General features: G+C 69.6%; 14 protein-coding genes. 7 read left to right on the top strand and 7 right to left on the bottom strand.

Translation table 11 applies throughout. The features are described 5' to 3' along the window. Positions 1–122: 122 nt before the first annotated feature. Positions 123–263: a hypothetical protein gene (locus KEG38_RS03610; RefSeq protein WP_272417565.1), complete on the bottom strand. Its 141-nt coding sequence runs from the start codon at positions 261–263 to the stop codon at positions 123–125. Positions 264–647: 384 nt separating this feature from the next. Here KEG38_RS03610 and KEG38_RS03605 point away from each other — a divergent pair, with 384 nt between their 5' ends. The 3 genes from KEG38_RS03605 (at position 648) to KEG38_RS03595 (ending at position 5,121) form a co-directional block, all read left to right on the top strand. Further along, positions 648–1,508, top strand: a complete 861-nt coding sequence (locus KEG38_RS03605; RefSeq protein ID WP_272417564.1) for a sigma factor-like helix-turn-helix DNA-binding protein — start codon at positions 648–650, stop codon at positions 1,506–1,508. Continuing rightward, entirely contained in the window at positions 1,505–3,397 is a 1,893-nt protein-coding gene (locus KEG38_RS03600) for a protein kinase domain-containing protein (protein ID WP_272417563.1), read from the top strand. Before KEG38_RS03605 ends, KEG38_RS03600 begins: the two co-directional genes overlap by 4 nt. Before the next feature lie 572 nt (positions 3,398–3,969). Continuing rightward, positions 3,970–5,121 carry a pectinesterase gene (locus tag KEG38_RS03595; RefSeq protein WP_272417562.1) on the top strand — a complete coding sequence of 384 codons (1,152 nt, stop codon included), beginning with the start codon at positions 3,970–3,972 and terminating at the stop codon, positions 5,119–5,121. 86 nt (positions 5,122–5,207) lie between these two features. Here the strand turns inward: KEG38_RS03595 and KEG38_RS03590 are convergent, their stop codons facing one another. The 3 genes from KEG38_RS03590 to KEG38_RS03580 all read right to left on the bottom strand — a co-directional run bounded on the left by KEG38_RS03590 (position 5,208) and on the right by KEG38_RS03580 (position 7,729). Continuing rightward, a complete protein-coding gene (locus KEG38_RS03590) occupies positions 5,208–6,230 on the bottom strand; it encodes a DUF6585 family protein (RefSeq protein WP_272417561.1) in 1,023 nt (340 codons plus the stop codon). 78 nt (positions 6,231–6,308) lie between these two features. Next, the gene (locus tag KEG38_RS03585; RefSeq protein ID WP_272417560.1) at positions 6,309–6,863 is read right to left on the bottom strand and encodes a hypothetical protein; all 555 of its coding nucleotides are present in this window, start codon (positions 6,861–6,863) and stop codon (positions 6,309–6,311) included. A 305-nt stretch (positions 6,864–7,168) separates the two neighbouring features. Next, the gene (locus KEG38_RS03580) at positions 7,169–7,729 is read right to left on the bottom strand and encodes a hypothetical protein (protein ID WP_272417559.1); all 561 of its coding nucleotides are present in this window, start codon (positions 7,727–7,729) and stop codon (positions 7,169–7,171) included. Between the two features lie 22 nt (positions 7,730–7,751). Between KEG38_RS03580 and KEG38_RS03575 the strand changes: the two genes are divergently transcribed. Continuing rightward, the gene (locus KEG38_RS03575) at positions 7,752–8,360 is read left to right on the top strand and encodes a hypothetical protein (protein ID WP_272417558.1); all 609 of its coding nucleotides are present in this window, start codon (positions 7,752–7,754) and stop codon (positions 8,358–8,360) included. A 185-nt stretch (positions 8,361–8,545) separates the two neighbouring features. Here the strand turns inward: KEG38_RS03575 and KEG38_RS03570 are convergent, their stop codons facing one another. After that, on the bottom strand, positions 8,546–8,989 hold the full coding sequence (locus KEG38_RS03570; protein ID WP_272417557.1) for a hypothetical protein: 444 nt from the start codon (positions 8,987–8,989) through the stop codon (positions 8,546–8,548). A gap of 124 nt (positions 8,990–9,113) precedes the next feature. Between KEG38_RS03570 and KEG38_RS03565 the strand changes: the two genes are divergently transcribed. Both KEG38_RS03565 and KEG38_RS03560 read left to right on the top strand, forming a co-directional pair. Further along, positions 9,114–9,926: a hypothetical protein gene (locus tag KEG38_RS03565; protein WP_272417556.1), complete on the top strand. Its 813-nt coding sequence runs from the start codon at positions 9,114–9,116 to the stop codon at positions 9,924–9,926. A 54-nt stretch (positions 9,927–9,980) separates the two neighbouring features. Next, the gene (locus KEG38_RS03560) at positions 9,981–10,166 is read left to right on the top strand and encodes a hypothetical protein (RefSeq protein ID WP_272417555.1); all 186 of its coding nucleotides are present in this window, start codon (positions 9,981–9,983) and stop codon (positions 10,164–10,166) included. Here the strand turns inward: KEG38_RS03560 and KEG38_RS03555 are convergent. Continuing rightward, entirely contained in the window at positions 10,163–11,188 is a 1,026-nt protein-coding gene (locus tag KEG38_RS03555; protein ID WP_272417554.1) for a formylglycine-generating enzyme family protein, read from the bottom strand. The genes KEG38_RS03560 and KEG38_RS03555 overlap by 4 nt on opposite strands. A gap of 46 nt (positions 11,189–11,234) precedes the next feature. Further along, entirely contained in the window at positions 11,235–12,908 is a 1,674-nt protein-coding gene (locus KEG38_RS03550) for a VWA domain-containing protein (protein WP_272417553.1), read from the bottom strand. Between the two features lie 328 nt (positions 12,909–13,236). Between KEG38_RS03550 and KEG38_RS03545 the strand changes: the two genes are divergently transcribed. Then, positions 13,237–14,196, top strand: a complete 960-nt coding sequence (locus KEG38_RS03545; protein ID WP_272417552.1) for an NYN domain-containing protein — start codon at positions 13,237–13,239, stop codon at positions 14,194–14,196. The last annotated feature ends 15 nt before the right edge of the window (positions 14,197–14,211 follow it).

Here is a 14,211-nt window from a genome sequence, read left to right as displayed (position 1 = left end):
GACAAAGAAACCAGGATTTCCGCCTCCTCGGGTGCGGAGCACGCTTCTCACGCGGCGGTCAACCGTGTCCTTTTACACAGCGCGGAGCCCCGCTTCCCGCCCTGAGGCGTCACGTCAATCGACTACACCAGCACTCGCAGCACGCCAGCGATGAATTTCAGGTCGCGGTCGTCGCTCTCTTCTCGCACCAGCGCGAGCGCCTTGGCGACCCGCTCGCGGTCGGCTGGCTTCGCGGGCGGCCCCAGCGCCGCGAGCTCTTCCAATCCGGCGAGTCTGCGCTGGGTGTTCCGCAGATCGCTCGCCTTGCGCAGCGCGGCCTCGAGCGCCCCGCGGTCGGATGATCGCGCGCCGAAGAGGGCCGCCGTCGTGCCGAGGAGAGCGCGCAGCGCCTCGCACGTGCGAGGAACGTTCGCGCTCGCGGAGCACGCGGCCGAGGGCGCGCATGCCGAGCTGCCCGCTTCGTGGATCCATGACTCGGCCGCTCAGGAACGCCGTTGATCACGGTAAATATCCTTTGCGAACGGCCGGCATCATCATTGCTGGAGCATGGAGCTCGAGAAAGGAGATTCTCACCATGAACACTGGGCTGCGCCCTGCGCCCTGCGCGCGCGCCGCGCCTGGTACCCCCAAGAGCAGGATTTCGTCGCTTGCGCCCCCGGCAGGGCTCTGCTTGCCTGGCCCGCGTCGGGATGCACGCGAAGGACGCACGACTGGCGCTCGCGGCCGCGGGCCGAACGGCCTGGCCCGAGCTCGGCCTCGACGATTGCGTCTTCCTCGCCCACCTCGATCGTCACCTCGCCGCAGCGCCCGATCCCGAGGCCGCGCTCGCCCGCATCCGGGCCGATGATTTCTATCTCGCCTGCGCCTGCGCCGCCGGCTCGCCGGGCGCCGTCGCAGAGCTCGAGCGGCGCTTCGGCAGCGTGATCGACGCCGTCGCCGCCCGCTTCGCGCCGAGCGAAGATCGCCGCGCCGAGCTCCGCCAGATCCTGCGCGAGCGGCTCTTCGTCGCGGGACCGGGCGCGGAGCCGCGTATCGCCGGATACTCGGGCCGCGGGTTTCTGGAGAACTGGCTGCGCGTCGCGGCCGTGCGCGCCTTCGTGAACGCCGCAGAGAGCGAGCGGCGCGAGATCGAGGCCGGGGGCGACGCGCTCGAGGCCGTCGCCGACGGCCACGACGTGGAGCTGGATTTCCTCAAGGTGCACTATCGCGATGCGTTCCGCGTCGCGTTCGCGCACGCGATCGCGCAGCTCGCGCCGGCGGAGCGGCTCGTGCTGCGTCTGTCGGTCCTCGACGGCCTGGGCTGCGACGAGGTGGCGGCGTGCCTCGGCGTCCACCGCGCGACGGCGGCGCGGCGCACGGTGCAAGCGCGACAGCGGCTCGTGGACGCGACGCGGGTGGAGCTCGCGCGCTCGCTGCGCACCTCCGGCACCGAGCTCGACAGCATCCTGCGCCTCGTCGAGAGCAACCTCGATCTGAGCCTATCGCGCCTGCTCGCCCGGGAAGAATGAGCCCGCCGCCCGCGTCCTGCCCCGATACCGAGGCCCTCTGCGAATTCATCGAAGGGCATGCCGACGCGCCCGAGCGCGACGCGTTCGAGCGTCACCTCGACGGCTGCGCCGCCTGCCGCCGCGCCCTCGTCGCGCTGGGGCGCGTGCTCGGCGTCCGCCACGGCGGGGCGGCGAGCGAGCACCACGCGGAGGAGCCCCGCCCGTCGCACGAAGCTCGGAGCCTCGGTCGCTACGAGATCCGCGGGGTCGTCGGCGCGGGCGGCATGGGGGTCGTGTACGTGGGCTGGGATCCGGCGCTCGGGCGCCGCGTGGCGCTCAAGCTGACGCGGCCGGACCAGGCCGGCGCCGCCGAGCGGCTCGCGGCGGAGGCGCGCGCGCTCGCGAAGGTCACGCACCCCAACGTGCTCACCGTGTTCGACGTCGGCGTCGAGGGCGGCGCCGTCTTCCTCGCGGCCGAGTACGTCGAGGGGGCGACGCTCGACAAGGCCTGGCCGGAGGGCGCGGCCGGCTTCCGCAAGCGCGTCGAGGCCTACGTGCAGGCCGGCCGTGGCCTCGCCGCCATTCACGCGGCGGGCCTCACGCACCGCGACATCAAGCCCGCGAACCTCCTGCTCGGCGAGGACGGGCGCGTGCGCGTCGCCGATTTCGGGCTCGCGGTGAGCGCGGATCAACGAGCCTGCCTGGCCGGCACGCGGGCGTACATGGCGCCCGAGCAGCGCGACGGCGAGGTGGGCCCGGCGGTCGATCAGTTCGCGCTCGGGCTCTGTCTGGTCGAAGCGCTCACGGGCGAACGTCCGGAGGCGGGCACGGCGGCCGCGGAGCTCGCGCGCCTCGGCCGCGAGCGGTGGGGGAGCGCCGGCCCGGAGCCTGCGTTGTGGGAAGCCCTTGCCCGCGCGATCGCGATCGACCCTGCCGCCCGCCACCGCGACGTGGAGGCGCTGGTCGCGGCGCTCGTTGCCTCGCTCGAAGCGCGTCCCGTGGCCGATCCGGGACGGGCACGCGTGGTCTCCTTCGCGCTCGTCGGCGTCGCCCTCGCGACGCTCGCCGCGGCCGGCTCGTGGCGCGATCGCCCGATACCCACGAGCACCGCCCCTGGAAACGACGTCGATACGACCGAGCACACCGCCGCGTCCGCGCCGAGCGTGGCAGCGCCCGAAGCGTCTTCCACGCTCACGGCGGCGCCGGCCTCTTCTCCGCAGCCGCCGGTGCGCTCACCGCGCGTCCCGCCCGCGAGCGCGCGCTTTGCGGCGATGATCGCTCCGGCAGCCGGTTCCGGCGCGCCTCGCGCGTCGGGCAGCGACAGGGAGGAGGCCTTCAAGCTTTTGCAGAAGGCGACGTTGGGGTTCTACCGCGGGCTGAACGGCAAAGAGTGCCTGGAGCTCATCGAGCGGGCCGAGAAGCTCGACCCGGCGCTCGCCAGCTACACGACCCAGACGCGCGCCTTGTGCGAGATGCGCGCCGGCAAATGCGAGCAAGGCGCGCAGCGCATGCGCGCCGCCGGCAACGACGATGAAACGGTGAAGCGGTTGAGGTTGCAATACTGCCCCGCGGACGACACGAGCCGGGCCTCCGCCGAAGAGCGCGTGCTCGCCGTGTCGATGCAGGCGACTCTAGCGCCCTACACGGTCGCGCACTGCGAGCAGCTCGCCGCGCAACTCGAACAAGCCATCGGCGAGCGCGGTTCGACGGCGCCGACGCCAAGCACCGTAGCTGGCGCCCGGTCGGGCCTGATGACCTGCTTCGCTCGGGCGGGCGACTGCGCGCGTGCGCGGGTCGTCGCCAGCGCTCTCGTCGGCCCTGGGAACGACGTCGTCCCCGGGCAAGATCGTGAGACGCGCGCGGCGTGGTGGGTCGCCAGTCTGCACCCCAAATGCGCCTCCGCGCGGTGAACGCGCGATCGACCGTCGTCACTGTTCACAGACGCAGATCTCGCAGCCCCGGTCGTCGAAACGGCAGCGGATATCGTGGAAGGGGCACGAGGCCGGCGCCTCTCGCGAGGGGCATTGCGCGGTTCTGGTTCCCCCGTGGATATCGGTCACCTGCACGGCCGGCCCGGTGCTGCGCGTCTCGTCGAAGGACCCGCTGAGGGTCAAGCTGGAGCAGCCCGCGCCAAGCCCGATCGCTGGTAGCAAAGGGAGGATCGGCCCGAGGATGTTCCGCTTCATGGGGGGTACCCAGGATTGCACCTCGGGAGATCGGAAAAGGTCAAGCAGCGCTCAGGGTGAACCGCGTCACCGCCGCCGGCGCGAGCGACGAAATCCTGCTCCCGGCGCGACGGCCGCCCGGGGTCCCTGTCCGAACGGAGGTGTTGAGGACATTGCGACGGAGAATGACGGTGAAGACACGTGCGCTCGTTGTGGTTGCATTGGGGCTTTGGGCAGGCGCATGCTCGAACGATCCCGGGAAGGGGACCACCGGCGCGGGCGGCTCCGGAGGCACGGGCACGGGTGGCTCTGGAGGCATGACCCCGCCTGTCGGGAGCGGCGGCGCCGGGGGACAGGGCGGCGAGGGCGGCGGACAGGGCGGCGAGGGCGGCGGACAGGGCGGCGAGGGCGGCGGACAGGGCGGCGAGGGCGGCGGACAGGGCGGCGAGGGCGGCGGACAGGGCGGCGAGGGCGGCGGACAGGGCGGCGCGTGCCCCGACCCCACGTGCCGCGCCGATCAGGCCTGCGTCGCGGGCGAATGCGAGTTCACCTGCGACGGCGTATCCGTGCCCGGCGACTATGCGACCATCCAGTCCGCGGTGAGCGCGCTCGAGCAGCTCGGCGGGACGATCTGCGTCAAACCCGGGACGTACACCGAGGACGTCACCATCGATAACCTCCATACTTCGCTCCTCACGATCCGCGGCGCCGCCGCGGACAAGGTCACCCTCCAGGGTCACGTCAAGGTCGGCGCGGGGCTCACGCCCGACGGCGAGGGGCTCGTCTTCGAGGGGATCACGGTCACGGACGGGCTGAGGGTGACCGCGTACCCGCCGGTCGTGATCCGGGCCTGCACCCTGCAGGGGATGACCACGCCTGGCCTCGACATCGTCATCGTCCAAAGCGCTGTCCACGAGACCGTGACCGTCGATGGCTGCGACATCTCGAGCGCCCAGCAGGGGGCGCTGCGCGTGCAAAGCGACGGCACCACCGGAATGGGCGTCGTGGCGAAAGTGACCAACAGCTACCTGCACGACTCCGCGATCGGCGCCGAGATCGTGGCCACCACGTGCTGCAGCAATTCCGGCAAGGTGACCCGCGTGTCGCTCACGAACAACACGATCACGAACAACGGCACCGGGATCAATACCTACTTCTTCCTGCAGACACTCGAGCTCGGCTATTTCAACAACCTCATCCGCGGCAACGACGTGGGCGTGGACCTGTATGCCGGCACCGCCGCGACCTTCGGCAACAACGCGCTCTCCGGCAATACCACCAACTATGCCGGGAGCGCGGTCCCAGGGCCCGGTTACGTGACCGCCGATCCGCTGCTCACCGCCTCGGTCCCGCCCGCCCCCGGGGAAGGGTCGCCGCTCCTCGACAAGGCGGATCCCGCAAAGGCCCCTCCCCTGGATTTCTGGGCGAAGCCCCGGACGAACCCGGATATCGGCGCGGTGGAGCGTTGACCGCGCCCCGGCGCCGCGAGGAGCACGTTCCCTCGCTTCCCAGGCGCTCCAAGGGCGGCTGCATGGAGGGCGTTCTGCGGCTGCATTCAGCGTCGAGGCCCGGAGCGGTACGCGGCGAGGCCCTGGTAGAAGCGGACGGCGCCGAAGAGGATGGGCCCGTATGCGAGGATGTATGTGTCGCCATGCCGTGAGTAGGTGGCCCAGGTAATGGCGAGCCCGGCGAGGAAAAAGACGCCGCCGATGAGCATGTTCTGCAGGCCGAGCTCGACCCCTCCTTTCGCCGCCTCCGCTGCCTGGGCGCGTACCGCCTCGTCCCCGGAGGCGAAGGGCACGATGATCTGATCGTCGACGCGCACCCTGGGCACGCTCGCCATGAGCAGACGGACGAACACGGTGGGGTTGGGGATGCGGGCGAGGCTCAGCGTGCGCCAGGAGAAGATCGGCCACCGGCGATAGAGATAGACCTTGCCCCGCTGGACGACAGCGAGCCGGACCTCTTGCCATGCGATCCGTGCACCGGCGACGGTGATCCCCGCCCGATCGAGCTGGATGTGCCCGAACGTGAGCGTCTCCCCTTCGGCGAGCGCCTGTCGTGCCTCGGTGAGGAGCGGCCCCGAGCAGGCGCGCAGCACGCCGTCGGCGAGCGCAGCGGCGGCGCTGACCCCGAGCGGCAAGCGGTGGACCTCGCCATCGAAATCGACCAGACGAATGGCCAGGAGACTCGCTCCCGCCTGGCCCTGGAGCCGGTCGATCTCGAACCACACCTCGTTCACGTCCTCGAACGCGACGGGCCGGCGCACACCCGCCTGTGTGATCAAAAGCCCGTGGGCGTGGAGCGCCGCCGAGAAGCCGCGGGTGCGGAGCGGCGACCAGGCGAGGAGGACGAGCGTGGCCGCCCCGAAGGGCGCCACGATGGCGAGCGGCCCGCCCACCGCGGCACCCACGCCGACGACGAGGCCCGCGATCAGGATCGGGCCGAGGAGGGCGCGGTGGAGGGGCGGCGGGGCGTGGACGGAGCGTAGGCTGCCGAGGCGGGCCAGCGCCGCTGTCGGCTCCGGAGCGGGGCCGGGGTCGATCGGAGCGGGCTCGCGGTAAGGACGGCCGGGCATCTGGGGAGGGGAAATACTCTCGATTCTCTCGTCCGCGTCAAGGACGTTACACGCAGGAGCAGGACCGCGGGCGCGTGATCACGGCTTCGCCGCGGCGCTGGTCGCCGGCTCGGTCGCGGCCGGCGCCGGGAAGGTCCACGACGCGTCGCCGACGCGCAAGGATGGGGACGCCTTGGTCAGGACCCCGTTGTTCGGTGTGCAGCCCTCGTATTCGAATGCCCAGATCGCGACTTGCTTGTTGAATCCCTTGTTGAAGCACGATCCGACTTTCGACGCGCGCGTCTTGCGCGCGTCGATGTAGCCACGCTCCGCGCCGCTCGACACGCTGTAGCCCTCGCTGCTGTTGGCGGTCGGCTCGCCGGTCCATCCCGGCGGTGCGTCCTTGTGCTGGAGCGCGGTCACGCAGACCTCGCTCTCGCTCGCCTTGACCGTCATCGTGTCCTCGAACGGCCACACGTTGCAGTCCGGCTCGCTGACGACCCCGATCTTGCCCTTGCTCCGTGCTTCGAGCGGCGCACCACTGACCAGCGGGTTCTGCGCGGGCGTCCCCTCGGATACCATGCCGGGTGGCATCATCAGCAAGCAGGCGGGGGTGGTGCCAGCGAGAAGGACGACCGCGATCTTCCTGTACATGACATTCTGCTCCAAATCGGTGATGGGCGCCTGAGACAAACCAGGATTCCCGTCCCCCCCGGCGCCCGGCAGGAGGGAAGGGATAGGAAAAACGGGCCACCGATCACGCAGATCGGCGCGTGCCCGTTCCGGACAGGGCGCCCGAGCGGCCGTCGCGCCGAGAGCAGGATTTCGTCGCTCACGCCGACGCGCGAGCTCCGCTTACCGTCGACGCAGCGAAGCTCGATGGAAGGGCAGGCCATAGCCTGGGCGCGGGCAGGCCCCTCCTTCGCCTTCTTTTCCCAGGCAAAGCGCTTCGGAAAGCCTCAGCTCTTCGTCTCGCGCGGTGGGTGGGCGACGCGGGGATCGGCGGGCGGCGGATCGAGCAGGGTCTGGTAAGGTTCGCCGGTGTCGATGGCGCGTTGCATGCGATCGTAGATGTCGAGGACCAGCGCTCTCGTCCGGTATGTACCGAGCTCACGTTCGTCGCGCTCCCTCACCTTGTCGAGCGCATCCAGCACGTACTCGACGTCGCCGCGCTGCAGAGCATATGCACGGAAGCACAGTGCGTCGATCTCCGCGCGGAGGAGCGAGCGCCTCTTTTCGCGCCATTGAAAAGCGCGCTCCTCTCCGAGCATGTCTTTGGCAAAGCCACCGGGACACACCGTCACGTCAATCGCAACCACATGCCGCAAAAGCCACGCCCACGGCTTGCGGCACATCTTGCCAGCGTCGAAATCCGATTGAGCCTCCATCTGCCCGAACAGCGATAACTGTTCAATGCCTGGTGTCTTCAACGTCGCAGGAGCTAGCCGCGGTGTACATCGCTTATCGGCGTCGACCTGGACCCCGATCCTCGACATTACCTCGACGTTGCGCGCGAACATCGGGACCCGTGAACGTGACCTCATGCAGTTCCTGAACGACCTCGACATCGGTGAGATGATCGCCATCACCGAACAATGGACCGGCGCCTTGAAGCCCGTCTTCCTCGGCATCGCCGAGCTCGCGCCCCTCCTGCCTCGCGTGGAGGAGGATCACGGCGCCCTCGTGAACGCGCGCGCGGGCAGCTCCGCGGAGACGGCCTTGCGCGCCCTCTCCGACCAGGCCAAAGCGCTCGACTCCCGCCATGATCACCTCCAGCGCGCCCTGCATTTCGGGCTGCGCGCCGCGAAGGAGGCCCTTCTCGGCCAGGATCCTCCGGATGTCGCGCTCGCCGAGGCCATCGATGCCGCCCATGAAAAGCTCCTGCCCACGGGGCTCGAGGTCGTCAAGGCGTCCTACGAGAGCGAGGCAGGCAATGCCGTGCAGATGGCGCAGCTCGCCAAGAAGGAGCTCTCCGGCGTGCTCGAGCAGATCCGCGTCCTCCCAAATGTCTCGGCGCTCGATCTCGTCCTTCAAATTGGCACGGTCGGCGCGTCGCTCGGCGCGGTGGAGCAGAAGAAATCGATGACGGCCGTGGCCGCGGCGAAAGAAGAGATTCCGGCCGCCGAAGTGCGGCGACGGATGCGGACCTAGGTCCGTACCGTCGAGCTCGTCCTCGGCGCGCTGGAGCGCACCAAAGCGACGGCGGAGCACGTCGAGCAGATCCGCAAGCCGGTGAGCGACGCCGCGGAGAAGGCGAGGATGAGGCGTTTGGCGAAGCGGAATTCAGGTGGGAAGAAAAAACCCGAAGAGGAAACGAAGACGGGGTGACGACCGCGTTAGCCCGGAATCGAGGCCCTGCGCTTGCTGGCGATCGTCTCGGTCCGGGCCCGCTCGAACTTGGGGCGGTCGGCATACGCCTTGAGCCTGCCGCCAAGCGCGACGTTCGCGACCGAAACGCCCATCGCCACGATACGCGACTTCACCAGGATGTGCGCCTCTCCCTGCTTCGGGTGCTCCTGCGCCCAGCGCACGAATTCCTGCCGCACGATGCTGTCGTAGCCCGTGACGTGCTCCCAGTCGTGGAAGACCTCGATGTCGCCCAGCGTGAGCGCGGCGAGGCGGTCGAACGCGCGCATCACGTGGAGCGCGCAGTCGAGGTCCGCATGCCCGGAGACGCGGGTGAAAAACACGCCATGCGCAGGGCTCGTCATGAGGAGCTCCCAGGCGTCCGTCTTCCAGGACTCTTTCCAATGCCCACGTTCGGACAGGGCTTCGGCCATGCTTGCCCATGGTGAGCATGAATTTCGGCGGAACGGAAGGGGGATCAGGGCGTAGCGCTTCGCGAGGAGGCACGTGTAAGCTCGCCGGACGGGCCCCGTTCTCCGCCCACCGAAAGGATTTCCGATGCGTCGCCTCGCACCTCTCGCTCTCTGCGCCCTCGCGCTCACCGGCCTCGAGGGCTGCGGCGCCAGCTACGTGCCGTCCCGAAACACCAGTTTCGAGATGGATCGCGAGGTCGAGATCGACGACGAGGACATCCGCAAGGCCTTCGAAGCTCGGCCCCAGATGCCCCCCGGCGCGATCCGGCTCGCCTATTACACGCTCGACCCGGACGTCGCCGAGGACCTGGAGAAAGTGTTCGGCAAGCTGCCCGGCGTCACCAGCATCTATCGAATTCCGTCCTTGTTCGTCACCGGCCAGCGGCGGCTTTCCGAAGGGAATGGAAACGGGTATTCCTACGAACCGCCGCGCGAGATCTCCTTGAAGAAGCTCCGCTTGCTGGCGGCCCGCGCGAACACCGACGTGCTCGTCATCGTGGACCACGGCTACCGCAACCAGGGCGTCAATCCCCTCGTCGCCACGGTCTCGCTGCTCGTGCCCATCTTCTTCGTGCCGTTCGTCGATACCCAGGTGAAAGGGTACGTCGAGGCATTCGTCGTGGATGTGCGAAATGGTTACCTCTACGGCCACCTCTCCGAGGAGGATACGCGCGGAGAGCCGTACGCGACGATTTACGCGAAGGGCCCCAAGGACTACGCCGAGGAGCAATGGATCGATCTGCGCATGTCGCTGCAAAAACAGCTCGTGAAGCTGGTCGAGGACGAGCGCGCCCGCAAGCCCGCGCCGAGCGAGCCCCCTCCCCCGCCCCCGCCCGGCGCCGCACCCCCGCTCGCCGCACCGCCAGCCGCGCCGCCCGGGGCGTTTCCGGCGCCCTGAAATCGTCGATGTTGCCCGATTGACGAGGCAGGCGGGTCTCGTCACATCGGAGGTATGCGATCCGTCGTCCCGAAGACCCTGCTGCTCGCCGCCCTGACGCTCGCCGCCGCCTGTCGCGAGCCTCTGCCCAAGGACAAACCGCCCAAAACGCCCACGGGGCCGATCGCACCCGTCACGAACGAAGCGCCTGGGACGGCCACGCCGGACGGCCCGGCCGCGCCCGATACGCAGTCGAACTAGCGCTTCTTCGTACGGGGCCTCCTCTCGGCCCCGGGCGCGTCCATGCAGCAGCGGAATCCCGTCGAATAGTCGTGGTAGGCCGGCTCGTGGGCGACCGTGGTGAACGAGCAGCCCGGGCCGTGCTCCTGGGTGGTGCTGAAAAACCCGCCCATGAAGATGCCATTTCCCACTTTCCAGGGCTGCTTCTTCCGCTCGACCTCGTCCCGCGCGAGGACGTCCTCGATATCGGAGTCGACGGCGTCGCTCACCCACTCGTGCAGGTTGCCGACCATGTCGAAGACGCCTTCGTCGCTGCCGCAGGTCGCGTACGCGCCCGACTTGGCGAGGAAGCCGGGCTCGCGGTCGAGCCTCGGGTCGTTGAAGACCTCGTACGTCCAGGCGCCGCGGCTCCGGCCGTAAAATCTCTCGAGGAGGTGGAGCTTGCCGGTATTGCAAGCGCCACGCTTGCCGTTGTTGCCGTACGGATACCGGTAGCCCATGCGGCCCTTGCAGGCGCGCGTCCATTCGGCGCGGCTGCACAGGCGTTTGCCCGCGTGCGCGCAAGCCTCGGCGGCCTCGACGCGGCTGATGTAGGCCTGCGGGTAGACGTCGGGCGCGCTCATGGCGAGGTAAAACGTGCCCTTCTCGGGGCGATCGTAATGGGGCCAGGGCGTGATGGCGCCGTCCGCGGTCTTCGTGGCGAGGTGCGCCTCCCAGCGGTCGACGCAGTAACGGCCGATCTTGATCATGCCGGAAGGACAAACGGGCGGGGTTCCGCCGTCAGCCTCCGCGTCCGCGCCCGCGTCGGCAATCGCTGCCGTGGAAGCGTCCGCTTCCGCGCCCGCGTCCGTGCCCGCGTCCGCCTCCGCGACCGCCTCCGTGACCACGGGCATCGTGGACCCCACGGGAGCGGCCTCTGTCGTGCTCGGCACGGCCTGTCCGCCGGTGGGTTTGTTCTCGGAGGAGCTGCACGCGGCGAAGGATGCCGCGGTGATCAGCGTGAGAGCGGCAACGAGGAAGGCAGGGCGAGAATCGAGGCGCATGGGAAGCAAAGGACGGAAACGCGCGAGGCCCGGAGGGGCCTTTCCACTATCGTTCTTCTTCGTATTTGAGCTCGAACTCACCGACCCCGATCACGTCCCCAGGCTTGAGCGCCGCCGGCGCCGTGATCTTCTTGCCATTGACGAGCGTGCCGCTGCCGCCGCCGAGGTCGGTCAGCCAAAACCTGCCATCCTGCCCCACGATCGAGCAATGCTCGCGCGCGACGTCCTTGCCTTCGAGGCGGATCTGCGCGTGGTTTGTCTGGCCGATTGTGATCGTGGTGCCTTCGAGGCGATACCCATCGTTCGGGCCATTGCCTTGCACGACGAGCAGGCGGGCGCGGGGGAGGTTTCCCGCGATGGTGGCCATGGCGCGGCGGCTGAGAGGGCCCGCCTGGCTTGCGCCCGCGCGGCGTGAAGCCGCCGCGGCGCGGCCCGCCTGGGCCTTGCGGAAGAGGCGATACGCCGCAGGGTTCGGCTTCTTCGCGAGGACCTCCGCCTCCTCCGCGAGCTGCGCGATCGTTTCGCCGAGCGGCGTGCCGTCCTCGTCGTTCCACGCTCGGGGCTCCGGATCGCCTTCGGCGTCCTGCGCCCCGAACCCCAGCAGATCAGCCTCCGCGCGCATGCCGTCCACCGCGCGCCGGAGCAGCGCCGCCGCCAGCTCGAACGAGCTCTGATCCGCAAGCACGCGCGCCGCGGTGCGCGCCTCCTCCGCGAGCGCGACGAGCACCCGCGCCCGCGCCGAAGGGTCGCGCTCGGGCACGCCGTCCTGCACGAAGGCGCCGATCGCGCGCTCGAGGACGTGCACGTCCGAAGCGCCCGGGCGGCGATGCGCGAGGCGCGCGCGCACGACCTCGAAGGGCCCGTTCGCCGAGGCGCCGGGCTCGATCGCGACCTCGACGATCAGCGACGCGTGTTCGCCCGGCTGGAGGTCCGGCAGCTCCACGCGCGCCGCGCCCATGGTCTTGCGCACGCGCACGTCGCCCGCGATGCGGATGATGTCGACGCCGCGCGCAGGCGAAACGTCGACCGACACGCCCTCGGCGACCGCGTCGCCCGTCGCGCCCACGGCGAGCGCGAGCTCGGTCGCGCAGAGCGCCGGATCCCGCACATAATAATACTGGCCGCCGCCCGCGACCGCGATGCGCCGCAGGATGTCTTCGTTGTGCTCTTCGCCGTAGCCGAGCGTGGAGACCGTTGCATCCGAGCGGAACGTGGCTGCGATCTCGGCGAGCGCCTCGGGCCGACGATCCCCGAGCGTCGGATCGCCGTCGCTGAGCAGGAGGATGCCACGTCGCTCCGCGGGCACGCGCGGGCCGAGCGCGCTGCGGCTCGTGCGCAGGCCGCTCTCCATGTCGGTGCCGCCCTCGGGATCGATGCGCCGCAAGCTGCCCGCGAGCCTGCGCCGCGCGGGCGCGTCGAGCTGCTCGAGCTCCGCGACGATCTCCGCGCCTTCGGAGAACGAGACGATCCCCACGCGATCGGTGGGATCGAGCAGCTCCACCATCCGCTCGATGGAGCGCACGACTTGCTCCATCGGCTGACCCCACATCGACGCGGAGACATCGATGGCGAACACCAGCGCGAGGGGCGGCCGCTCGTGCCGTTCATCCTCGGGGAGCGCGGCCGAAACCTCGATGACGAGGTGCGCGCGCTGCGTGGTGCCCGGAGGGACACTCCGGACATCGAGCGCGAGCGACAGATCGAGGGCAGGACCGGGCATGCGCCCCCAAGAATACCCAGCAGAGGCAAGAGCGCGAGTCGAGATCGTTTGGGGGCTCCCAAAGACCTGCAAGCGGGACGGAGCGCCACGTCGTCGGACCAGGGTACGGCCGACCATAACACTACGATGACGGCGAAAGCGTGAGCGGGCCCGGTGGGCAGGAGCCCTGCGTCGCACAAGCCGTTTTTTTCGGCCGAGAAAGCGGGTTGACCGGACGCGGAGCCTCGGACTAAGACACCCCGCCCCCGCGATCGCGTGATGGGATCGTCAATGGCCGTGATCGGCATCTCGAAGGGGCGACGGATTCTTTGTTTCGAGCGGCGGTGTGATGCGCGTCTGTATTTTCTTCGACGGCAAGAATTTCCACTCCGGTTGGCGTGACGAGGCGGGAGGCCGAAGGCTCGCGTTTCCCAAACTCTCGCGCTGGCTCGTCGAACGCGTGGGCGGATCGCTGCTTTGGGGCGCTTATTACTATACCGGCATCGAGATCGGATCGGCCGCGGTGACCGAAGGGCAGAAGAAGCTCGCAGGCTTCCTCGACATGCTCGAAGTGCAGCCCGGCTTTTTCGTGAAGCGTTTCCCCCGCAAAACGACGATGTTCCAGTGTGCGGCTTGCGGGGCCGAGAACCGGTATACACAGGAAAAAGAGGTCGACACCTCGATGGTCGCGGACATGCTGCGCCTCGCGGCCGTCAACGCGTTCGACGTGCTCGTGCTCGTCTCGGGCGACTCCGATCACGCGCCGGCCGTCGAAGGCGTGCGGCAGCTCGGCCGCCAGGCATACGTGTCGACGTGGGGGCGCGCGGGGCTGTCGACGCGGCTGCGCAAGGCAGCGTTCGATCACATCGATCTGCTCGAAGGGATCTCGTTTTTCGAGGATACCGAGGGCTCCGGCGCGCCCGCGCCGCCCGGGCCCGAGCCGCGCTGGGCGAGCGAGGACATTCCCCCCGCCGTGCCCACGCCGCCCGCAGGAACGGTGCCGCGCGAACCGACGCACGACGAGTGCGAAGACCCGCACGACGCCGACCCGGACGCGCCCGAACCGGCGCCGCCCTCGTACGAGCCGTCCGACGACGAGTCGGTGTTCATCGAGGAGCTGCGCGCCGCCGAGCGCAGGCTGCGCAACGGCTACGTCGGGGCGAACTACTTCGTGACGCGATGGCAGTCGAACCGGCTCGATCCGTCGCCCGACGCGCGCCGCCGCATGCTCGAGCATCTCGTGACGTCGCGGCTCATCGAGGTCTATCACGCGCCCGACGGGAACGCGGCGATCCGGGCGCGCGAGTAGGCGGAAAGACCCTCA

This window comes from Polyangium jinanense, from assembly GCF_028435265.1.
In the GTDB taxonomy this organism is placed as follows: Bacteria; Myxococcota_A; Polyangia; order Polyangiales; family Polyangiaceae; genus Polyangium; species Polyangium jinanense.
The sequence above is the reverse complement of the archived record's forward strand: the minus strand, read 5'-3'. Positions and strand labels throughout refer to the sequence as shown.

What these genes read in the sequence shown, in the direction of transcription:
- KEG38_RS03600 (WP_272417563.1), top strand. Translation starts at nt 1,505, where the DNA reads ATGAGCCCGCCGCCCGCGTCCTGCCCCGATACCGAGGCCCTCTGCGAA.
- KEG38_RS03595 (WP_272417562.1), top strand. Translation starts at nt 3,970, where the DNA reads ATGACCCCGCCTGTCGGGAGCGGCGGCGCCGGGGGACAGGGCGGCGAG.
- KEG38_RS03590 (WP_272417561.1), bottom strand. Translation starts at nt 6,230, where the DNA reads ATGCCCGGCCGTCCTTACCGCGAGCCCGCTCCGATCGACCCCGGCCCC.
- KEG38_RS03585 (WP_272417560.1), bottom strand. Translation starts at nt 6,863, where the DNA reads ATGTACAGGAAGATCGCGGTCGTCCTTCTCGCTGGCACCACCCCCGCC.
- KEG38_RS03580 (WP_272417559.1), bottom strand. Translation starts at nt 7,729, where the DNA reads ATGTTCGCGCGCAACGTCGAGGTAATGTCGAGGATCGGGGTCCAGGTC.
- KEG38_RS03575 (WP_272417558.1), top strand. Translation starts at nt 7,752, where the DNA reads ATGCAGTTCCTGAACGACCTCGACATCGGTGAGATGATCGCCATCACC.
- KEG38_RS03570 (WP_272417557.1), bottom strand. Translation starts at nt 8,989, where the DNA reads ATGGCCGAAGCCCTGTCCGAACGTGGGCATTGGAAAGAGTCCTGGAAG.
- KEG38_RS03565 (WP_272417556.1), top strand. Translation starts at nt 9,114, where the DNA reads ATGCGTCGCCTCGCACCTCTCGCTCTCTGCGCCCTCGCGCTCACCGGC.
- KEG38_RS03560 (WP_272417555.1), top strand. Translation starts at nt 9,981, where the DNA reads ATGCGATCCGTCGTCCCGAAGACCCTGCTGCTCGCCGCCCTGACGCTC.
- KEG38_RS03555 (WP_272417554.1), bottom strand. Translation starts at nt 11,188, where the DNA reads ATGCGCCTCGATTCTCGCCCTGCCTTCCTCGTTGCCGCTCTCACGCTG.
- KEG38_RS03550 (WP_272417553.1), bottom strand. Translation starts at nt 12,908, where the DNA reads ATGCCCGGTCCTGCCCTCGATCTGTCGCTCGCGCTCGATGTCCGGAGT.
- KEG38_RS03545 (WP_272417552.1), top strand. Translation starts at nt 13,237, where the DNA reads ATGCGCGTCTGTATTTTCTTCGACGGCAAGAATTTCCACTCCGGTTGG.